Origin of the sequence: Psychrobacter sp. 1Y1 (assembly GCF_051847395.2) — a bacterium.
Taxonomy (GTDB): domain Bacteria; phylum Pseudomonadota; class Gammaproteobacteria; order Pseudomonadales; family Moraxellaceae; genus Psychrobacter.
Map to the genome: position 1 here is coordinate 427,465 of NZ_JBPYDF020000001.1, position 22,619 is coordinate 450,083.

The 22,619-nt window shown below is 42.9% G+C and carries 17 protein-coding genes; 7 read left to right on the plus strand and 10 right to left on the minus strand.

The window, feature by feature from the left end; all coding sequences use genetic code 11:
- The first annotated feature begins 12 nt into the window (after nt 1-12).
- A complete protein-coding gene (locus tag ACS8FA_RS15825; RefSeq protein ID WP_101204603.1) occupies nt 13-279 on the plus strand; it encodes a DksA/TraR family C4-type zinc finger protein in 267 nt (88 codons plus the stop codon).
- Nucleotides 280-532: 253 nt separating this feature from the next.
- Here the strand turns inward: ACS8FA_RS15825 and ACS8FA_RS15830 are convergent, their stop codons facing one another.
- Complete coding sequence (locus ACS8FA_RS15830; protein ID WP_439266470.1) at nt 533-1,825, minus strand: CobW family GTP-binding protein; 1,293 nt, start codon at nt 1,823-1,825, stop codon at nt 533-535.
- A gap of 79 nt (nt 1,826-1,904) precedes the next feature.
- Complete coding sequence (gene ompR, locus ACS8FA_RS15835; RefSeq protein WP_057757943.1) at nt 1,905-2,663, minus strand: osmolarity response regulator transcription factor OmpR; 759 nt, start codon at nt 2,661-2,663, stop codon at nt 1,905-1,907.
- A 378-nt stretch (nt 2,664-3,041) separates the two neighbouring features.
- On the opposite strand from ompR, the gene ACS8FA_RS15840 reads away from it, so the two are divergent.
- Nucleotides 3,042-5,588 carry a Tex family protein gene (locus ACS8FA_RS15840; protein ID WP_439266472.1) on the plus strand — a complete coding sequence of 849 codons (2,547 nt, stop codon included), beginning with the start codon at nt 3,042-3,044 and terminating at the stop codon, nt 5,586-5,588.
- Between the two features lie 115 nt (nt 5,589-5,703).
- On the opposite strand, the gene ACS8FA_RS15845 is transcribed toward ACS8FA_RS15840, so the two are convergent.
- A complete protein-coding gene (locus ACS8FA_RS15845; RefSeq protein WP_439266474.1) occupies nt 5,704-6,282 on the minus strand; it encodes a hypothetical protein in 579 nt (192 codons plus the stop codon).
- 752 nt (nt 6,283-7,034) lie between these two features.
- Nucleotides 7,035-8,321 (minus strand): saccharopine dehydrogenase family protein, encoded by a 1,287-nt coding sequence (locus ACS8FA_RS15850; protein WP_439266476.1) that lies wholly within the window; start codon nt 8,319-8,321, stop codon nt 7,035-7,037.
- Between the two features lie 472 nt (nt 8,322-8,793).
- On the opposite strand from ACS8FA_RS15850, the gene ACS8FA_RS15855 reads away from it, so the two are divergent.
- Nucleotides 8,794-8,949 carry a DUF1328 domain-containing protein gene (locus ACS8FA_RS15855; protein ID WP_082624527.1) on the plus strand — a complete coding sequence of 52 codons (156 nt, stop codon included), beginning with the start codon at nt 8,794-8,796 and terminating at the stop codon, nt 8,947-8,949.
- A 133-nt stretch (nt 8,950-9,082) separates the two neighbouring features.
- Here the strand turns inward: ACS8FA_RS15855 and ACS8FA_RS15860 are convergent, their stop codons facing one another.
- The 4 genes from ACS8FA_RS15860 to ACS8FA_RS15875 form a co-directional block, all read right to left on the minus strand.
- Entirely contained in the window at nt 9,083-9,376 is a 294-nt protein-coding gene (locus tag ACS8FA_RS15860; protein WP_057757953.1) for a 4a-hydroxytetrahydrobiopterin dehydratase, read from the minus strand.
- 158 nt (nt 9,377-9,534) lie between these two features.
- Nucleotides 9,535-9,828 (minus strand): GNAT family N-acetyltransferase, encoded by a 294-nt coding sequence (locus tag ACS8FA_RS15865; RefSeq protein ID WP_439266478.1) that lies wholly within the window; start codon nt 9,826-9,828, stop codon nt 9,535-9,537.
- A gap of 198 nt (nt 9,829-10,026) precedes the next feature.
- Nucleotides 10,027-11,475, minus strand: a complete 1,449-nt coding sequence (locus ACS8FA_RS15870; protein ID WP_439266480.1) for a fatty acid desaturase family protein — start codon at nt 11,473-11,475, stop codon at nt 10,027-10,029.
- Nucleotides 11,476-11,633: 158 nt separating this feature from the next.
- On the minus strand, nt 11,634-12,884 hold the full coding sequence (locus tag ACS8FA_RS15875) for a flavin reductase family protein (RefSeq protein ID WP_439266482.1): 1,251 nt from the start codon (nt 12,882-12,884) through the stop codon (nt 11,634-11,636).
- A 402-nt stretch (nt 12,885-13,286) separates the two neighbouring features.
- Here ACS8FA_RS15875 and ettA point away from each other — a divergent pair, with 402 nt between their 5' ends.
- Nucleotides 13,287-14,948, plus strand: a complete 1,662-nt coding sequence (ettA, locus tag ACS8FA_RS15880) for an energy-dependent translational throttle protein EttA (RefSeq protein WP_101204595.1) — start codon at nt 13,287-13,289, stop codon at nt 14,946-14,948.
- Between the two features lie 102 nt (nt 14,949-15,050).
- Here ettA and plsB read toward each other — a convergent pair whose 3' ends face one another.
- Nucleotides 15,051-17,855, minus strand: a complete 2,805-nt coding sequence (plsB, locus tag ACS8FA_RS15885) for a glycerol-3-phosphate 1-O-acyltransferase PlsB (protein WP_439266484.1) — start codon at nt 17,853-17,855, stop codon at nt 15,051-15,053.
- A gap of 247 nt (nt 17,856-18,102) precedes the next feature.
- On the opposite strand from plsB, the gene ybaK reads away from it, so the two are divergent.
- Nucleotides 18,103-18,591 (plus strand): Cys-tRNA(Pro) deacylase, encoded by a 489-nt coding sequence (ybaK, locus tag ACS8FA_RS15890; protein WP_439266486.1) that lies wholly within the window; start codon nt 18,103-18,105, stop codon nt 18,589-18,591.
- 204 nt (nt 18,592-18,795) lie between these two features.
- Complete coding sequence (locus ACS8FA_RS15895; protein WP_439266488.1) at nt 18,796-19,170, plus strand: 5-carboxymethyl-2-hydroxymuconate Delta-isomerase; 375 nt, start codon at nt 18,796-18,798, stop codon at nt 19,168-19,170.
- 123 nt (nt 19,171-19,293) lie between these two features.
- On the opposite strand, the gene ACS8FA_RS15900 is transcribed toward ACS8FA_RS15895, so the two are convergent.
- Nucleotides 19,294-21,114, minus strand: a complete 1,821-nt coding sequence (locus tag ACS8FA_RS15900) for an acyl-CoA dehydrogenase C-terminal domain-containing protein (RefSeq protein WP_439266490.1) — start codon at nt 21,112-21,114, stop codon at nt 19,294-19,296.
- Between the two features lie 381 nt (nt 21,115-21,495).
- Between ACS8FA_RS15900 and ACS8FA_RS15905 the strand changes: the two genes are divergently transcribed.
- Nucleotides 21,496-22,617, plus strand: a complete 1,122-nt coding sequence (locus ACS8FA_RS15905) for an FUSC family protein (protein ID WP_439266492.1) — start codon at nt 21,496-21,498, stop codon at nt 22,615-22,617.
- Nucleotides 22,618-22,619 lie beyond the last annotated feature (2 nt).

The following is a 22,619-nucleotide window of genomic DNA, read 5'->3' on the forward strand; positions in this document are numbered from 1 at the left end:
TAGGATAAAATTATGGCAGGTGGCTGGTCAAGAGATGGTGCTGAGCACGAACAAATGGATGCAACGGTCAATGATGCATTGGAACGCGCGCGACGTTCGTTACCGACAGGTGTGAGTGCTGAGCTGTGTGACGAATGTGGTAAGCCTATTCCAGAGGCAAGGCGACTAGCGGTGCCCGGTATTCAGCACTGCGTTAGCTGTCAGACGGAGCTTGAACAAGAAGCAAAAGCGGCTGAACTGTTTAATCGTCGTGGTAGTAAAGACAGTCAGTTGCGTTAAACAATAGTTAGGGCGTGTCCTCAATTCAATCGATGGTCATCTAAATGGGTTAAAAATGGCTAAATCTTGCCAAACGGCGTCAAATAGCTGACTAATATCTCGATATTATCTGCGCTATTTTCCTTGTTTGACTGCGACTTATCTCATTTTTATCACCATTTTTAAAATGAGGACACGCCCTAGTTGCGTTGAAAAAAGAAAGGGCGGACATTGCTAGATAAAATAGCAATGTCTGCCCTTTTTTTGTCTGTTGCTATATAACCAGTGCCATCAGTTCGCGATCGCACTCTTCCCAATCTATCAATACTGATGACGCTTTGGCACCATTCTCAGTTTCTGATTTTTCTGTAGCTGTATCGACAGTATTGTCTAATTGCAAAATAATTTCCAATCGACTATCCGTCTGTGGGTCGATGGTTCTGGTAGTTAGACTACCAGGGTTAAAATTGATCTGCATCCAGCCATCAGAAGTATGTACCACGCCTTTAATGCGTTGCCAGTTTGGCAGTGCTAATAACCAATCCTGTAAATCATCAGCGTCTAGTACATAGTGTGCAGGTAATCGCCATCCAGCCAATTGAAAATCTTGCTGCTCTTCATGGTAGAGATAGGGCAGATCACTATCAGCACTAGCCTGAGCTTCGGTCTCATCGGTAGATGAACTCGATGATGGCACAGTTGCTAAAGAGCTAGCTTGAGACTGTAAACCAATCATCGATTTTTTAGGATTAGAGATACTGACTTTTCGTTGATTCGAAATGATAGAGCTAGGCTGATTCAGTTGGTCGTTTAACGTTTTAGAGTATGCATCTGCTACAAGACCATCTGATGAATGAACGTCTGATGAATGAACGTCTGATGAATGAACGTCTGATGAATGAACGTCTGATGAATGAACGTCTGATAAATGAACGTCTGATGAGTTAGTTGTCTTAGATGTCGTTAGTCCTGATGCTGCCCAAATAATTTTTACTTGTGAATTTAGCTTGGTTATCCATTCTACCAAGACCTGTTTTTCGCTAATATCTAATTGGGTATAACGATTGATTATCAGCACATCGGCATCACGGACATGCGCTTGAAAACCATCATGATCACGATACTTAATCTGTTGCCACTGCTCGCCACTCATTACAGTTATCACAGCATTCATCTTTAGAGCAGTTTGCCAATACGGCGCACTGAGTTGTAGTATCAGCTCACGTGGATGAGCCAACCCTGTGGGCTCAATGAGTAATCGCTGTGGATGATGCTCACTGAGCAGACGACTGATTTTAATTTGTAAGGGTAGCTGACTGGTGCAGCAAATACAGCCACCACTGACCTCACGAATGGCGATATTTTTTTGCTCAAGATCGTTATCTTGGGAGCTTGCTAGGAGTGCGCCATCAATACCGATACGGCCAAACTCATTGATTAAGAGAGCCCAGCGTTCGTCATTCGGTTTCGAGGCCAGTAACTGATTAATTACGGTGGTTTTGCCAGCACCTAAAAACCCTGTCACTAACGTGCAGGGTATGTTTTGAAAAATAATTGGGTTTTTCACAAATAGGCTCATCATATTGGCGCGTGTTTGTGAGTAACCAAACACGGCCTATATTAAAAGAAATTAGATCAGTCAAAAGTTATTCACTCTTGATGGTTTCTACCTCAGCTTCATCAGGAACGAACACATAACCAACGCCCCAGACGGTCTGGATATAACGCGCTTGTGAAGGATTGTCTTCAATCAGACGACGCAGACGTGATACTTGGACGTCGATAGAACGCTCCATCGCACCCCATTCACGACCACGAGCAAGGTTCATCAATTTATCACGGGTCAATGGCTCACGTGGATGCTGTACGAGCGCTTTTAGTACTGAAAACTCACCTGTCGTCAAAGTGACTACGTTACCATCGCGTTTGAGCGTACGAGTCGATAGATCTAGTGTCCATGGACCAAACTCGACCACTTCCATTTGATGACTTGGTGCACCTGGCAACTCACGGTTTTGACGACGTAATACAGCTTTGATACGAGCCAACAGCTCTTTTGGGTTAAAAGGCTTAGGCAGATAATCATCTGCACCCGCTTCTAGACCTGCGATACGGTCAGCATCGCCACCTTTGGCAGTCAGCATAATGATAGGAATATCTGCATTGTCTTCACGCAGACGCTTACAGATACTGATACCGTCTTCGCCTGGCAGCATCAAATCAAGCACGACCAAAGAGAAAAGCTCACGTTGCATGAGTTTGTCCATCTGACTGCCGTCATGAGCGGTACGAACGACAAAGCCGTCGTCTTCTAGGAAGCGTTGCAACAAAGAGCGTAGACGAGCATCGTCATCGACGACTAAAATACGCTGAGTCAACGTGTCAGGGCTGTTGTTATCAGTCATACAGGCATCCTTTTATAAAAATTATTGTTATCAGAAACTACAAGTAAATAGCTATGAGCAAAAACACTGCCACTAATTATCATTATTTAATTATTGGTTACGAATAAGCACTTCATAAAATTAAAAACTATTGTTCAATATGTCAGCACATATCAATATTTGTGTTATTGATACTTTAGTGTATAAGATTGCACCGAGAATTGCATCACCCATGGTAATAAATGCTGTATGCGTTTGTTTAACAAGTCCATAGGATGTGTGATATAGAACGATTTGCGTCCTAAAATGCGCAATAAATAACGAAAAGATAAAAAGGATTTTTATTCATGCAGCTTTTGCTATAATGCAAAGCTACATTTCTCAACGATTGATACGTATATGAGTAGCACTGATACCTTAACGTCATCTCAAACCTCGACAAATGCACAGGTTTTAGATGCAACCACACACGCGAATATTCACGACAAGCTTGCTCGCGCGCTTGGCATTAAGACTGCTCAAGTCAATGCGTTTGTCAAACTTTATGATGAAGGCGCGACGGTTCCTTTTATTGCGCGTTACCGCAAAGAAAAGACTCAGAATCTTGATGATGCGCAGCTGCGTGCTTTAGAGAAGTCTCTTAACTATGAGCGTGACATGGCAACACGTCGCCTCAAAATTACTGAGCTACTAAGCACACAGGGCAATCTGACTGACGAGCTACAGACACGTATCGATAATGCGACGTCTAAGCTTGAGCTTGAAGATATCTATCTGCCATATCGTCCGCGTCGTCGTTCACCTGCTGCCAAAGCTCGTGCCGCTGGTCTTGATACTGCTGCCAAAGCGGTCTTGACCCAAGAAATCACTCCGACGGATGCCTTGGCTGATTATCAAGTCCAGTCAAGTATCACTGATGACAGTGGTAATGAAATCGAGGTTGATTTTAGCGATATCGAAAAGCAGTTGGCTGGCGTACAAGCGATTATCGTTGATGAATGGACACAAGCATTGGGCTTGTTGGACAATTTACGCAGTGGCTTTGCCAAAACTGCCAGTATCGTATCGAGCGTTGCGAGCGAAGAAAAGCGCGAAGTTGGCGAAAAATTCAAAGACTATTTTGAGCATAGCGAAAGCCTTGCTCGACTGCCAAATCATCGCCTATTAGCAATGTTGCGCGGTCGTCAAGAAAACGTCTTGGGTCTAAAAATTGAAGGCGAAGACGCACCGTTTATCGAAAAAATCATCAGTCATTTCGATGTCGATGCCAAAGCCCCAGCAGCACGCCGTGAGTTTTTGGCAGAGGCAGCCAGTAGCTTGTGGAAAGACAAATGGCGTCCGCATATTGAGCATCGCCTATTAACTGAAAAGCGCTTAGCCGCAGAAGCGGATGCGATTGATGTGTTCGCTAGCAACTTACAGCATTTGCTAATGTCTGCACCTGCAGGTCCTAAAGTAATCTTAGGTGTCGATCCTGGTATCCGTCATGGCGTGAAAATGGCTATCGTTGATGCGCAAGGTCATGTGATGTCAGATAGCGAAGAGAAACCTGTCATAGCGACAGTGTATCCGTTCGCACCTGATAATAAGATGGATGAAGCTAAAAAAGTCATCGATGCGTTATTAAGTACTTATAACGTTGATTTGGTCGCTATCGGTAATGGTACGGCAAGTCGCGAAACAGATGCGATGATCAAAGAGATTTTGGCTGCTAATGATGCATTAAAAGCCAAAGCCGTTATCGTTAATGAGTCGGGCGCGTCGGTCTATTCAGCGAGTGAACTTGCTAGTGATGAGCTGGCCAATCTAGACGTTTCTGTACGCGGAGCGGTTTCTATTGCTCGTCGCTTGCAGGATCCATTATCAGAGCTTGTTAAAGTTGATCCAAAAGCCATTGGCGTTGGTCAATATCAGCATGACGTCAATCAAAACCAGCTTGCAGACAGTCTGGATAAAGTCACTCAAGATAGCGTGAATGCCGTGGGTGTGGATGTGAATACAGCCAGCCCAGCTATCTTGGCTCACATCGCAGGTCTTAACCGCAATGTGGCGCAGCAAATCGTCACCTATCGCAAAGAGCATGGTGCATTTGATAGCCGTGAAGCGCTTAAAAACGTCCCACGTCTAGGCGCTAAGACATTTGAGCAAGCAGCTGGTTTCTTACGTATTCATAATGGTAGCAATCCATTAGATGCCACTGGTGTGCATCCAGAGAGCTATGCTTTGGTTGATAGTTTACTCGCACAAGCGGGCAAGCCGTTGTCAGAAGTCATCGGTAATGATGGTGTGTTAAATACTATCGATACGACTACACTGGCTGCTAATGACGATAATGTCAGCGTAAAAGCGATTATCGAAGAGCTTGCTAAACCTGCTCGTGATCCTCGTCCTGAATTTAAAACAGCCAATTTCCGTGATGACGTCAATAGTATCAAAGATTTGAGCGAAGGCATGACGTTAGAAGGGGTAGTCACTAACGTAACGGCCTTTGGTTGTTTCGTTGATGTCGGTGTGCATCAGGATGGCTTGGTACATATCTCGCAGATGGCCAATGACTTTGTCGCAGATCCTATGAACCGTGTCAAACCTGGCGATATCGTATCGGTACGAGTTATCTCTATCGATGAAAAACGTGGTCGTATCGGCTTTAGCATGAAACCTGAATCTGAAAAACCTGTTCGTACTGCTGCCAAGTCTACGACAGCTAGTACAGATGGCGAGAAAACCAGTCGTCCACGCAATAATAATGCAAATAGTGACCGTCCAAATAATAGCCGTCCAGCTGCCGACAAACGTCCGTCTAAGCCACGTGGCAAGCGTCAGGATAGAGATAACGCGAGCAATCGTAGTAAGCCGGTAAAAAATGATAAAGCTGAAGCCCCAAGTAAAATGGGTACACTCGGCGCTTTATTACAAGAAGCTGGCGTGACTAAAAATAAGAAATAAATACTGCTAAAAATAACTAAAATTTATAGTCATGTACAATAAAAAGGCAGCCATATGGCTGCCTTTTTATATAAGTAATACGCTTACAAACTAAGCAAATAAACTAGTTATTTGCTTAGCGTGATACAGCGATACGACGGTTCTCTTTGAACTGTACGTTTGCTGGCTGAGTAGCTAATAACTCACCACGCTTGTCTTTTTTCTTTTCCTGCAACGTACTAGCAGCATTTGCAACCTTATTCTCAGTAGCCGCTTCACCGGCGATCAAAGGCTGATAGTCTGCATTACTGTGTTGCATGTTAGGCGCTTGAGCGTTCTGTACAGGAGCCTGAGCAGTTGTAGCAGTAGTCATTGTTGCCGCATTGGTTGTTGCCTGAGCGTTATTCATCAAAGCTGCATTATCATTGCTTGCTTCATTATCCATATCGTCAGTTTCGTCGTTCATCTCATCTGCTTCGTTACCCATGTCCATATCGACATCAGCAGTAGTTGACGCTTCGACATCTACAGCGCCAGGTTGTGTCGCTAGCAACTCACCATCAGGACCTTCTATTTCGGCTTGCACAGTGCTCTCGACAGCAGCATTACGCATATCTGCTGGCATTAGATCGCTATTGTTAATGGGTGCTGCCATTGCCATAGTTGGTAATACAAGGGTAGCGCCGACGATTAATGATAAAACATTCTTTTTCATTATAAAACTCCATGATACATAATTAGCAATAGTTAAAAACGATAACTCATATTCAACAATGAGCCGTTTTTACTCAAAGGTGTCTGTAAATACTGTATGCAAATTATCAACGATGTAGTTTATATTTCAGTAGCGAACTCATTAAGGTTCTAACAGTTTAATGTTTTCTTGTGACGTTATGAAACTGCCATACTTAAAGTCTAGTCGTTATATTAACTTCTAGATTTCCCCAAAACTCATTAATAGTAAAGGTTTCTTGTGTTATTAAAGCTGTTAATAAATGAGTCTGATAATAATAAATATTTACCGATGTCTCTAGTATTAAAAATATGGATATTTGATTAATTATAGTTATTATTCGAACTTAGGTAACTGTTATTAATAGTTTTTTGAGTGCGATCTGTCAGTATTATAGAAATTTTTATCAGTAGTTTTTATTCATAATTCAAAGCCAGTGTTTAGATAATTCTTAAGTTCTATTATATAAATCCTTTGATAACATATACTTCATTAAAATAATGTTTACATATAATTTTTCTACAATATCTATAAAACGATAGTAGCAATATTGGATTAATGGTTAGTATCATAAAGTATTAAATAATCGGTAAACAGAAACATTGTTCACCAAAAAAATACGTTGTTCTTAATTTAATCTTCGTCTAAATATTTAGAGTAGACCATAAAAAAACCGTATCTCGAAACCAAGATACGGTCATAAAGACATTGAGCCTTTGTCATCATGCGATAGATTAACTATCAATCACTTCAAAGCTAAGACCAGAATGCGCTTCTAAGCGTGTTATTAGCTTATCTCCCATCGCAGATGCTGGTGTCCAGAACCCACCGCCAATGTCCTCTTTGCTAATATCTTGTGCCAGACATAATGCCGCCTGCGAAATCATACGAGAGGTACTGCCATAACCAGGATCTCTATCACCTGTTACCTTAACAGTAATAGTGTCATTTTTGGCCGTTTGTCCAAAGTGACGAATATCAAAGTAGCCGTTCTCTTGCTCGTCTTTAGAAGGGCCTGAGCCAGCTTTTGGTAAGACGTGCTTGGATAGTAACTCGCGACTTGGTTTAATCATCATCGCAGTGGCAAAGCCCAATAAACCTGCGCTCATGGCATAGCTAGACAGTTTTCCTTTGACGCCATCTTTCATCCACATTGCTTCGTCATATTTGAAATCGCGACCGTACTCATAGCTGAGCAATTGGTTAGTACGATGGACGATACGCGTGTTGATGGTGGCCATGACGAAGGGCGCTAACCAGCGCTTATGATTACTGTCATATACTGGTTTGCTGACATTGTCCTGACGTACGTTTGGTGCATCAGTATCATCGTTTAGCAAATAAGGATTGGCCACTTGTTTGCGACGTGCTTTGTCCTCACCAGCTTCTTCAAATATCGATGCCATCGATGCGATAGTACCGCCTGAGATACCACCTTTCGCTGCTTTGACACGCATATGAATGACATTGCAGGTCTCGCCGAACTTTTCTTCTGCCTTGGCTTGGGTAAAGTACGCGCCCAAATCTGATGGGATAGAATCAAAACCACAAGAATTGACGATACGGGCACCACTTTGCTTGGCAGTGTCTTGGTACTTGTCCATCATATCTTTAATAAAAATAGCCTCACCAGTAAGATCGACATAATCTGTACCGTTTTCAGCACAAGATTTAATCAGTGGCTCACCATATTTCAGATATGGGCCTACAGTAGAGATGATGACTTGAGTTTGCTTTGTCATCTTATCAAGGCTGTCAGCATCGTTACTGTTGGCAATAATAATGTCTACCTTACTCTCAAGTTTGGCCTGTAGCTTATTGAGCTTGTCTTCATCACGACCTGCGATCGCCCATGATACGTTTGAGCCATCTTCGTTCTTATTATTTGATAAAAAATTGGTTAAATAGTGGGCAGTGATCTGACCGACGAAACTTGTCGCGCCATATAGAACGACAGCATAAGGGCGAGTGTCGCCGCTGGTTTTTTGTGTAGGGTGTTCAGTATCCGTATTGGTATCCATATATATTGTCCTTAATAGATTTGAGAATAGGTGGATAGTAAACTATAAACCAAGTCGTTTAATTAGGTTAGAGGTTTGTGAGGTCGCTACAGTTTATAGTTTGCAGCCTACCTCACATACAACATCACATATAACGTGAGGAATTTAAAATAGTTCTGCATACAGCTGGAGAAATAGAGTTCAGTAAAAAAACATGTAGTTAAACAACTCTCAGTGAAATAACGCTGCATTCAGAAATATAATTCTATTTTGAAAATATCATCTATTAAAGAAAAAGAGGTATGAGACATTAACAGTTACTACAAACTTTACATAACCTACCGATATTATTACTAAAATGAACGTTTTTTGCAGACGAACATTGCTAATCTATAAGCGTAAACAGTAATAACTAGCATTAAATAAAAACAAGTTAAATGGATGCTATATAAATTCTAATATCTGTTTTTTACCATTATTTGAGGAGAAGATTATGTTTCGTTGGGCTATTATTTTTGCAGTGATTGCATTATTAGCGAGTTTCCTAGGTTTTGGCGGTGTCGCAGGATTGTCTGCTAATTTGGCATACATTTTCTTAGCAGTCGCTGTGATTTTGTTTATTGTTGCCTTTGTCAGTCGCAAGATGTAAACACAGCTTATCGTTATAAATACCTACTATAAAAAAGACCCTCAATTGAGGGTCTTTTTTTGTCTGCTTTAACTAGGTTAATCAATAGAGAACTCGGATAATTGGCGTAAAGGCATACGTTGTAGACTTGCTACTACAACCGTTTGGGCTGAATGATATGCTCCATGCGTTTGGCTAAACGAATATCCAGACTAGATATACCACCTGTATCATGATTGGTTAAACGAACCTCTACGATATTGTAGGTATTACGCCATTCTGGATGGTGCTCAAGCGCTTCAGCATGAAATGCCGCTTGATTCATAAAGCTCATAGCCTCGATAAAATCGCTAAAGTGATAGGTCTTGACGATGCTATTGCCGTCACGTTGCCAACCAGCAAGCTCTTCTAGCTGTAGATTGATTTGTTTGTCAGATAAACTACTCATATTAATAACCTTTATTGTTATGTCGAATTGGTTTATTAAAAGTGGTGCTGTGGTATCTCTCCTATGCGAAATAAATATTTACACACATTTCCTGCTTTGCCCGATGTCACGTAACTGAGTCTCGTTAACGAATTAGTTGAGCCTAATTATGTAGCCAGTTAAATCAAATCTTGATACTCAGGATGTTTGCTAATGTATGATGCGACAAATGAGCATTGCGGTACCACTTTTTTATTTTGCTCGCGTGCATAATTCAATGCGTGCTTAACGAGTGCTGAACCAACACCGCGTCCACCCAACTGCTGCGGTACGATAGTATGATCGTAGACCAACTTGTCAGCACTGTCCTGATAGCTAATATAACCTGTCTGACCATCGATAGAAGTCTCAAAACGTTTTGCTGCCTGATTATGAACAATTTCTAGATTTGGTTTAGAGGCTTGATTACTCATTAATATACTCCATTTCTTATTATCAAATTTTTATTATGAACTAAATATTTATTCATTTAATAGTGCCAGTTTAGTATGTAGTTTTGACGCTCAATTATCTAGACTCTTACCGTAATGGTTGATAGGACGACTGTTAACGTCATCTATATCTTCCGTCCTACCTTATCATGGCCGTATCTGGTTGCAAATCTGAATATGTCACCATGCATAGAATATAGCTTTACGAACGACTGGAGGTAAAAAGCGAGTGAGACCACTAGTGTTTTCTATCGCTAATTTGTCTTCTAAATCGGCCGCTGACCTATCATCTTTATGAGTAGTACTATCTGCATTTTCCATTGACTGTACATAGGCTTGCCATTCTTTTTCACTAGGTTTGCTAAAGTGATAAATACGTCCCAGTACTTGCTTGAGTTGTGTGCCAAAGCGGCCAGTGTTATAGCTTAAACCATACTTACGGCATATGGCCTGTACCTGCGGTGCAATCTTTGCATAGTGGGCAGCTGGCATATCAGGGAATATATGATGCTCAATTTGATGAGACAAGTTACCTGTCAAAAGATGGAACCGTTTACTGCCTTTGATATTGCTAGAGCCGAGGATTTGGCGTACGTACCAGTCGCCTTTACTTTCATTGGCATCGAGATGGGTATAGATATGCGCTTGCTCAGTGAAATGGCCACAAAAAATAACTGCCCACGTCCATAGGTTACGGACAGTGTTGGCAGTCATGTTACCGCTCAATGTACTAAAGGCGCTACGACGACCTAGTGTCATCGCTACTATAGACGGCAGTGCGATATAGTCTTTGCCTATTTGTCGTCCAATTTTGGCAAATAACGCGCGAGACTTTTGCTGCATGATTTTGTGCAGATCAGGGGAGTCAGCGTATTCATCTGCACTGATTTGGATGTCATGAAAGGCTACCGCCCATTCAAATCCAAATGCCAGTACCGCTGTACTAAACATATTGTAGCGATCTTCTGGCGTCCAAGGCTGCTCATCAGTCACTCGAATCAAGTGATAGCCTACGTCATGATCACGGCCTACAATATTGGTAAAAGTATGATGTAAATAATTATGAGAGTGTTGCCATAATGGAGCAGGGCAGACAATATCCCAGTCGAATTTTTGACTATTAAGGTGCGGGTGTTGCATCCAGTCATATTGACCATGCATAACGTTATGGCCTAGCTCCATGTTGTTCAATATTTTGCTAAAGCTAAGTAAAGACGTACCTAGTAGCCAAGTAGCGACCAGACTGCGTTTCGATGGCATACGCCCAGCCGCTGCGAGTAAACCACGGGCGATAATTTCACTATATACCACGGTGGCAAATATCCGCTGTATATAGCGTGCATCCTTACTTCCTAGCGAGTCCATAACGCTTTTGTACAGGGCGTTGAGCTCTGCAGCTAAAGCATCGCTTTGAGACTTTGATAAGGGGGCATCAGTCAACGTTGGGTAGCGAGTCCGTATTAACGTGTCTGACTGATCGCTATCATTGATTGGTTCAACATTAAGCTGCGAGTACGGCGTTTGCGGCGTCAAAGGCAGAGGCGCGTTTTTCGCTAGCTGTGTATCGGACAGGTGCGTCAAGATAGGCACAGCAGATTGTGGCGTAGTAACGGGTGGTAATAAGCGCATAAATAAATCCTTAACCGAAACGGCATGAATAAGCAGCACTGCATCCGGTTTGATAAGTCATCTGAGTTTTAGCCTATAAAGTAACGCTTGTCTTCTATTTCTTATAGGTTGTTTGGCATATGCTTTCTATTGAGCCGGTCGTTCTATTGAGCCAGTCATTAAACATCGAGAACCACATCAGTCATGGCAATACTAATGCAAGTCTGAATAGACTCGTAACCATCCCCGCTTACTTTCCCTGTCTGGACGTTTTTGACCACGCCGCTGACTTTATTACAGCGGCATAACTGGCAAATACCTTGCCGACAACCATATGCTAGCCGTACATCTGCATTTTCAGCCGCAGCCAGTATGGTCGTGTCACTGCTAAACTGTCGTTGCCGTGACCGCAAATAGACAGTGTGTTCTTCTACAGGTATCGTCTTATCGAATGTTTGATTGCTGCCATTATCAACATCAGCTAGGGCATTACCAAAGTTCTCTACTATGATGTTATCGCGCAGCTGTTCGTCTGTAGGTAAGGTTATCTCTGCGGCAGCTTTATATAAGCCAGCTAATAACGCTTGTGAACCGCAGGCAAATATTTGCGTGTCTGATAGAGGTAAGTTTAGCGACAGCAGACCCTCTGCACTTAAGTATCGTGTGCCAGCCAAATAGGTAGTCGGCTCTTCAGTATGGATTAAATGATAAGTGAAGTCTGGATGAGTATCGTTCAGCTGTTGCCACTGATGTTGCAGTTTGGATGAAACAGTCCGACTATAATGCAATAGCGTCACCTGATGTCCATTACTCAGGGCTTGAGTAGTAAGTCCGAGCATAGGGGTGATACCGCTACCACCAGCGATGAATAGCAAAGGAGTGAGCTGCTTATTATCTGATATTTCCTGCCCTACTATGGAGGTCTGTTCTAATGTGAAATGACCAAGTGGCAGACTCGTATCAACGACGCTAGCCAGTAGCATTTGCTTGGTTAAATAGTTAGATACCAACCCTTGCGGTTTAATCGCGATAGTTACCGTATGACGTTGGTCTGCCGTATGGCTCTCGGTATTATCGTCGAGCCACCAGAGGGGTTGATGCGCCAAGCCCACTATCGAGTAACTACGTTGGTGATAGACTCCATCGATACAAACACGCAAATCAAGATATTGACCGCCTTGCCAACCACCCATCAGCTCAGAAGTCTGCTGTTTAAAGGCTCTATTGCTCTCAAAACGAAGTGCTATCAAATCATCACTTAATGTATAGCGGGCGATCAGGCGTAACTTAGGAGTCGTCAATGACCAAAACGGATGTAAGCGCGATCCGATAAAATCGACAAACGCACGTTGAATAATTTCAGGGCGATAGCCGTTGGCCATATTATCAGTACCTGTATGATTGTTATGAAAGTGAATGATGTAACGCATACAAAGTCAGCTTATAAGTCATTTTAATAATCGAAAATGAAATCGAGCCGATAGACCTTGTTAAGCCACACTAACATGCTAACGGCTATTGATTAAATTTGCGAAAGTTTTGATGCTATTTTTTGTGGTCTTTATAAAACGCTAATGAATCAAAATGTTAAGTTAGTTCATTAGGATAAGACCTCCTAAGTTATTTTTTAAAGCGTGTTTTATAGTTAAAGGGCATAGCCTGCTGTCAAAAACAGTAAAACAACTGGTAAAACAACCTGTCAGCTTGCAGGGTATGCGCCACAATGCGATAATGACCTATAATTTGTAACCCTGATTTTGAGGTACGGCACGCTTGGCATCATCGCTGAGTTGCATTTGCTGTTCTCTTCTATGCAGTCTATCGGAGTGTTAATGGCTCAATATATTTACACGATGAACAACGTGTCAAAACTTGTTCCCCCTAAGCGTGAAATCCTAAAAAATATCAACCTATCGTTTTTCCCTGGTGCCAAAATTGGTGTTTTGGGTATTAACGGTTCAGGTAAATCAACCTTGCTCCGTATCATGGCAGGTGTGGATACTGAGTTTAGTGGTGAAGCACGCGCCCAAGCAGGTACCAAAGTTGGCTATCTGCCACAGGAACCACAGCTAGATGATAGCAAAGACGTTCGTGGTAATGTCGAAGACGGCATGCGCGAAGCACTAGATGCGCTAGCACGTCTAGATGCTATCTATGCTGAATACGCAGAGCCTGATGCTGATTTTGATAAACTTGCTGAAGAGCAAGGCAAGATGGAAGACATCATCCAGTCTTGGGATGCGCACAACTTGAACAACCAGCTAGAAAAAGCAGCCGATGCGCTACGTCTGCCACCATGGGATGCGGACGTTAGCAAACTATCAGGTGGTGAAAAACGCCGTGTGGCACTATGTCGTCTACTATTGTCTCGCCCTGACATGCTATTACTTGACGAACCGACCAACCATTTGGACGCCGAGTCTGTTGCATGGCTAGAGCAGTTCTTGCAGAATTACAGCGGTACTATCGTTGCCATTACCCATGATCGCTATTTCTTGGATAATGTTGCTCAGTGGATCTTGGAGCTTGACCGTGGCCATGGCTATCCGTATGAAGGTAACTATACCGAATGGCTAGAGCAAAAGAACACGCGTCTAGAGCAGCAGAACAAGCAAGAAGAATCATTTGCTAAAGCGTTGAAAAAAGAGCTTGAGTGGATTCGCAAAAACCAAAAAGGCCAACAGGCCAAGTCCAAATCTCGTGTACAGCGTTTTGAAGAATTGAACTCAACTGAGTTCCAAAAACGTAATGAGACCTCTGAGATTTATATTCCACCTGGTCCACGTTTGGGTAACAAGGTTATTGAGATTAATGACATCTCTAAATCATTTGGCGATCGTCTGCTATATGAAAACCTAAGCTTTAACGTGCCAGCGGGTGCTATCGTTGGTATTATCGGTCCAAATGGTGCGGGTAAAACCACGCTGTTTAACATGATTACTGAGCGCGATACGCCAGATACAGGTTCAGTTGATTTGGGTGAAAGTGTTAAAGTTGCCTATGTCGGTCAGGTACGTGATCATCTAGATGACAACAAAACCGTGTGGGAAGAAGTTTCTGACGGCCTTGATATCATTACCGTTGGCGACTACACCACGCCAAGCCGTGCCTATATCGGACGTTTTAACTTCAAAGGCTCAGATCAGCAAAAGCACGTTGGTCAATTATCAGGTGGTGAGCGTAACCGTCTGCAGTTAGCGAAAACGCTAAAGCAAGGCGCAAACGTATTGCTCCTCGATGAACCATCAAACGATTTGGATATCGAAACCTTACGTGCGCTAGAGGATGCGATTCAAGTATTCCCAGGTACAGTAATGGTCGTATCGCATGATCGCTGGTTCCTTGATCGTATCGCGACTCATATCTTGGCATTCGAAGAAGAAGGCCCAGTTTGGTTCGATGGTAACTATACTGAGTTTGAAGCGTATCGTAAAAAGACAATGGGTGATGATGCCAGTCCTAAACGTGCCAAGTATAAGAAAATTACCAACTAATACGGCTGTTTAATATAGGCTAATCCAAAAAAAGACCGCTAATGATTAGCGGTCTTTTTTTGTTTAGCGTAAAATTTCAAAGGGTGTGGGTAGTTGTTAAGACTAACGCTTACGCCCAAACTTACGCTGCTTTTTATTACTAATCTCAGTAATGGCGTGAGTGATTTCTTCTTCGTCCAAACTAGCGACTTGTTGCAAGATTTGCATCATATCAGGCGTTAGCACGTACTTAGCATGATGAGCAATGTCATTAATACGATGATCAAAGGTCAGTATGCCTGTTTCATCGTCTTTTTGTAGATAGTCAAGACGAGTCAACGCACTAATGAAACTGGTAAACAAGGCGCGATCAAAGAAGTCAGGAATATCATCTGCATAGAGCACAGATAGGCGCTGCCCAAGCAGATGACATAGGTCAACAACTTCGTTTTCAGTTAAATTACCGGAGCCTTGCTGAGCAAGTAGGGCAAGCGTCATAAAGTAACGCTCAAGACTTTGACCAACTGGAGTTGCCAGTACTTGCAGCTGCTGATAGTGCTTGCTATTAGATTCAGGAACGCTGAGCGTATCATCACCCAAGTCAACGATGAGTCCATGAGACAGCAGGTTGTCAACTTTCTTATTAAGCGTATCAGCCAAGCCATGTGCTGGATAATATAAGAATAGCTCACTTTGTAAGAACGGATATAGCTGCTCAGCGATGCTATCAAGACGGCTGCGTTTGATACGTCCGTTGCGTGCGACTAGTGCAGACAGGAACGACAGCAAAATAAAGACATGTAAGATGTTATTACGGAAATAACTGAGTAATGCTGCTTGCTTGCCTGCGACCTGAATGATATCGCCCAAGATGTGCGGTGTACGCTCAATGAGCTTTAACTTAATACCATAATCAATGATTTGCTGCGGCGTCATATCAGTGATAACTGTATCATCCGAGTAGACCAGCTGCTGAGCCAGACCTTGGTACAGTGCGATTTGCTCACGGCAGATATTTTCGTCCAATGCAGCTTTCGGTGCCGATAGTAAAACCAAGGATAGCAGCGATACAGGGGTTACGACCGCAGCTTTATTGATATGCTGCATGACTTTCACACCGATGTTATCAACCATAGCGCTGGTTTTTTCATCAAGAGGCGAGTCAGTACGATCGGATGGCAAACTATTGGCTGGCACATCGAACTTTGTCATAAAGTCGCTAAGATGCAACGGCGTACCGAAGCTCAAGTGCACATTACCAAAGATACGTTCGATTTTACGACCAACTTTGAGCAGTCCGATTAAAGACTCTGATTCTTTTGGTTTACCTTTTAGCTCACCGACATACGTGCCGCCTTCCATAATACGCTCGTAACCAATATAAGTTGGAATAAATACCACAGGCTTATTGGTTTGGCGTAGCTGGCTATGGACGGTCATCGCTAGCATACCCATCTTCGGCGGTAGTAGGCGACCTGAACGTGAGCGACCCCCTTCGATAAAGTATTCAATCGGGGTGTTGCGCGTGATAAGGGTATGCATATATTCGCGCAGTACAGCGGTATACAGCGCGTTACCACGGAAGCTACGACGAATATAAAAAGCAACGGCACCGCGTAATAGTGGGCCTAATACAGGCACATCTAAGTTATCACCTGCTGCCACATAAGGGATACTCAGACCGCGTTTGTAGATGACATAAGACAGTAATAGATAGTCAACATGGCTGCGATGACAAGGCACATAAATCAGCTCATAATCGGTCGCAAGGTCACGTACTCGCTCGAAATGATGAACTTCTACGCCGTCATATAACTGCGTCCATAACCATGTCAGAAATTTATAAAAACCACGGATGATAGAATGAGAGTAGTCATTGACCATCTCATTAGCATAGCCTCTAGCCTGACTACGAGCTTCTCGAACGCTGGTCCCTTTTTCTGCCGCTTCCATCTCAATTGCATGTTTGATCGCTGGCGAGTACACCAGCTTGTCTACCAAGTTGCGTCTATCTGATAGATCTGGGCCAAGCATACTGGCGCGCTGTTTATCTAAATAAATCGACAATTGCTGCTGCAACATACGAACCAGTTCACGATTACTATCAGCTGATGCAACTAGCGCATAGCTTGGTGCTTGCTCAGCATCAGTTGCTAGATCACTGTTAGTAGCCATTGACTCTGTATCGACTGAATCCGTCGCGGTTAAATCTGCTTTAAGAGCATCTGTAGCAACTGAGTCAAAGGTAGCAGGTCCTTCCACATCGCCTTTTAGATTATCGTTGATAATGGTACGTAAGTCTTGCGGTGGGTGGAACTGTACAAAAGTGTCGCGGCCCATCACCCCGATATTAAATAATTGCTTAGTGATGCTAGGATCTTGCCAGTTGTCAGCAGTCAGTAGCTTAAATAACGAATCTTCTTTTTCAGGTGCGCGTCCCCACAGAATCGATACGGGTACTAGACGTACCTTTAGCTCGGGGTATTGCAATACAGCAGATACTAAGCGAGAAAGGCGAGGAGACAATTGACTGTCTTTGGCACTTGGGTGATTCAAAAATATGATGGCCGCATTTTCTTTAATATTATGGGCGGCATCATTTACCCCAACCAGTGCTGGCGGTAAGTTGTGCTCTTGCGTCTGCAAGTCAATCAGAATACTGTTGGAACGAGAATAGTCCTGCAGTACATAAAACCGTAGCGTCTGATCGTCATTGTCGAACTCAGGTAACTCGCCTAATAACTTAGGCTTTACGGCGATATCGAGCATCTGACCTGACAGCTTACGATACAGCTGATTGATTGGTGCATTAGAATAAGGCTTAGTAGCGATTGCATTGCCATCAGTTTCAGCAGTGTCAGTTTCAGACGCACGGTCAGTCGCGACCGGCGCTTTAAAAATCCGTTTTTTTAGGAACTTCGGTATCATAATCAGTATCAAAAATAGTCAAATATGTTGCGCTTATGATGCCATAAAAGCCACCAAAGCGATATATAGTGTCTGTATATACTACCAATATTAATACGGTTTGGTTACGCTGTAGTGAGTGACCAATTATACAAAATGCTCAAATATTTGAAAGTTAATATGTTTAGGGTAATAATATATTTTTATCACTGATGACTCATAAATATAGTGTCCACTTTCCGATTTCATTTTACTAAGCCTAAAACTTATGACTCCAGCTATCGATCTTGCCAAAAAACGTAACCTTGATTACCAAGTACACGAATATATTCACGACAGCAATGCCGCATCGTTTGGTTTAGAAGCCGCAGAAAAACTCGGCGTAGCGGTAATACAAGTGTTCAAAACTTTAGTAGTGACTACCGATACTGGTGTACTCGCTGTGGCGATATTACCAGTTGATAAAACACTTAATTTTAAAAAAATGGCGAAGGCGCTATCTTCTCATAAATTGCTATCCTGCAAAAAAGTGCAGATGGCCGACCCAAAACAAGTAGAGCGAAGTACAGGCTATGTGTTGGGTGGCGTCAGTCCACTGGGTCAAAAAAAGCGACTAAAAACCGTGATAGATAGCACAGCTCAGGATCAGGCCACTATCTATGTAAGTGGTGGTCGCCGCGGTCTAGAGATTGAATTGCCGCCTACACAATTGGCAGCAACGCTTGATGCTTGCTTTGACGCTATTACGGATGAGTAAAATGTTATACGGTGGCTATAATCTGCCTATTATAAAATGGTGATGTCGACAATTTCGCTAAGCATATTTATGAGTAATCTATACTGGTTTTGCTTGTATTGAAGATATTTTGGCGCAAGATTGTTGTAGATTGACCATAGCGATAAGGCGTAGACTTATACGTCAGCTTATCTATTATTTTTATCTACATTTAAGGACATGCTCATGCCACATTTAACCATTCAAGTAACACCCAACGTCAGTATCGCTCACGAAGAATCACTACTCAAATCGCTAAACAAAGCATTGTGGGATAGTGGTCAGTTTAAGATGCCTACTGATATCAAAGCACGCATTGTACCTATTAAGTCATTTCTAGTAGGTGTTGAAGACGATGAACAAGCCAATGGATTTATTTATGCTCATCTAAAGCTCATGAGTGGACGTGATATGGCCACTCGTGACCAGTTGGCTGAGCTGTTGGTTGCTACTATCGAAGAAAAAATAGGCGCAGAGCAGTCAGGACGTGCGGCATTGCAGATATGTGTAGAGGTTGAAGAGATAAGTGCGGTCTATCATAAGAAAATGCTTGGTGACTAACAGTACTCGCCTCAAACAGCTCATTGCTGTGTATTCTGTATAAACAGATTTTCAGTTGAGCATAAAAAAGCGCCTAAATGATAGGCGCTTTTTTATTGTTTATAGATGCGGTTTTAGTCAATTTTAGTCTAAGAAAGCAAAGTGATCGATTTCCATTGATGTCATGCTTTCGCTTGGTGCAACCATCGCTTCTGCGTGACCAGACGTGCGTGGTAGCAACTTATCAAAGTAGAATTCAGCAGTCTGAATTTTTGCTTTGTAGAATTCTGGTGCTTCTGTGCCGCCATTTTCTAGCTTTTCATAAGCGACCGCTGCCATACGGGCCCAATGATAACCCATCATTACGTAGCCTGAGTACATTAGGAAGTCCTCTGACGCGGCTGAGATGATTTCACGATCTTTACGTGCCATCAGCATCAAGCGTACCGTCAAGGTGTTCCACTCAGCACATAGCTTAGTCAGTGCCCAAACGAATTTACGCATTTCTTTATCGAGTGCGTACTCGCCACACCATTTCATGATACTTGACGTGTAGTCACGGATAATCTTACCTTTAGACTGTAAGATAACCTTACGGCCTAATAGATCAAGTGCCTGTACGCCAGTAGTCCCTTCATACATCGTTGCGATACGGGCATCACGAGCAATTTGTTCCATGCCCCATTCTTTGATGTAGCCGTGACCACCATAGACTTGCTGACCATGCTTAGCAGCTTCGATACCTAGCTCAGTTAAGAAGCCTTTTAGAATTGGCGTATAGAAGCCCAATTTGTCATCCCATTTTTCGAACTCTTCGTCATCGCCATTGACAATACCTTGTGCCATTTTGTCGGCATAACGTGCTGAATGATAAATCATTGAGCGACCGCCTTCAGCAAAGGCTTTTTGCGTCAGTAGCATACGGCGTACGTCGGCATGATGGATAATAGCATCAGCTACTTTTTCAGGATCTTTAGTACCAGATAGTGTACGCATAGAACGGCGTTCTTTGGCATATGGTAAGGCGTTTTGGAAAGACAATTCAGTATGCGCTAGACCTTGGATACCAGTACCAATACGAGCCGTGTTCATGAATGTGAACATGGCTTTTAGGCCTTTATGCGGTTCGCCGATTAGATAGCCTGTTGCACCATCAAAGTTCAATACACACGTCGAAGATGCGCTGATGCCCATTTTGTGCTCAATTGAACCACAAACTACGGCATTACGCTCGCCAGCTTCACCTTCAGCGTTTGGCGTGAACTTAGGTACGATAAATAGTGAAATACCGCGCGTGCCTTCTGGTGCATTTGGTAGACGTGCTAAAACAATATGGACGATGTTATCTGTTAAGTCATGCTCACCGCTTGAGATAAAGATTTTGGTACCGCTGATTTTGTAGGTACCGTCATCTTGTGGAATGGCTTTCGATTTAACTTGACCCAAATCCGTACCACACTGTGGTTCAGTCAGACACATGGTACCTGCCCATGAGCCTTCGACCAACTTAGGTAAATACAGTGCTTTTTGCTCGTCAGTACCGTACTGAAGCAGCGTGTTGATACAACCTGTTGATAGACCAGGATACATTGACCATGACCAGTTAGCAGTACCGATCATCTCAGATTTGATAAGGTTGATTGACGTTGGCAGATTCATACCACCGAATTCTTCAGGGTATGAAATACCTTGCCAGCCGCCTTCTACAAACTGGTCATAAGCCTCTTTGAAGCCCTTTGGCGTGGTCACGACGCCATCTTCGAAATGACAGCCTTCTTCACCACCTGATTGATAGAGCGGGGCAATGACGTTTTCAGCAAAATCAGCCATACCTTGTAGAATCATGTCTACAGTTTCAGGATCAGCGTTTTCGCCGTTGTCTAAGCTTTTATAATGCGTCTGATAGTCAAATACATCATTAATCAAAAATTTGATATCACGTAAGGGGGCTTTGTAAGTTAACATAATCGCTCTCTTTGGTTAGTTCGCTATCATAGACTTATGGCGCAATATTTGAGTCACAACTTATGTAAGCGATATTTACTTATTTTAGATGAGCTAGACGTTATATTAGTCATCAAGTGAATTATTAGTGGACAGCTTTCCAGTGTATTAGTTATTAGAATGCCTTTAGTGGCGGACAGCTGTTATAGCGTTGATATGATTATAAATCTTCTACAGCGACAAATATACAACTAATAACTATTATTCATGATTAATTATGTTATTAATTCATTTTAGTTTGTATAGGTAAATTGTATCTTCGCTTGAAATTATTCTATAAAGGGCTATGTAGACTCATCTAAATTTAAAGACAAATGGACTTATCAAATAGGAAAGCCATTTATGAGCACCTCGAAAAAGCAACAGCGAGCCTCTTGGTTGGGCACACTATTAACTCGTATCAAGTGGTTAATCGATGGTGAGCTAAGTCATTTACTGACAATTAATCGTAGTCACCGACCATGGCATATGCCCATCATCGCGGCGATTGCGATTAGCTTTCCGGTGTTTGTAGGAGCTTATTTTGGTGACTTATCTTCAGGTATCAAAGCCTCGCTAGGCTCAATGATTATTCTAAACCTACCGTTTGTAGGCGGGCTACCACATCGGCTAGTGACGGTCATGGCTTGGGGGTTTGCGATGATACTTAGCTTTGCACTGGGGCTGATCGCGCAGCTGATGCCAGTGTTGCGGCTGCCTGTGTTTATGCTGATTGGGATTAGCGTGGTGATGTTAGGTCGTTATTATCGGCAACCACCACCAGCGGGATTGTTTGTGTTGATGGCGGGTGCGATTGCGTTGTTTATTCCTGTCCCGATTGATCAAGTGCTTTCAGCAATAGGACTTGTGATATTGGGTAGTGGCTCCTCGATGTTGCTAGCGCTACTATATAGTCTGTTTTTGTTGGCGACGCGTTCTGTTGCTTTTGTACCTGTCTATGACTATCAGCCGGATATGATTAGCGATAGTCTGATCGTGGTAAGTTTTGTTAGTTTGGCATTGGTCGTTGCCGTTCTGTTAGAGCTGCCTTATCCCTACTGGGCAGCGATGAGCTGCTTTATTATCATCCAAGGTATGCAGCTACGAACCATGTGGATCAAGCAATTGCATCGATTATTGGGTACGTTGGCTGGCATGGGCGTGGCAGGTTGGATGCTATCTTGGGGACTATCAGGATGGAGCATCGCTATAGCAATACTATGTATGATGTTTTTGATTGAATCGTTTGTCGATCGGCATTATGGACTGGCGGTAATATTTATCACGCCGCTGACGATATTTATCGCCGAGTATGGTAGTACGATGTCAGTGCCACCAGTCGCTGGAGACGTTATCCAAGCGCGTATGATTGATACGGCGCTCGGCTGCGTGATTGGATTGAGCGGTGGTCTGGCGATACACTCTACGCGATTGCGTGTACCGCTGCGCCGTTTTGAAAATTGGCTATTACTACGTTTTAGTTAATA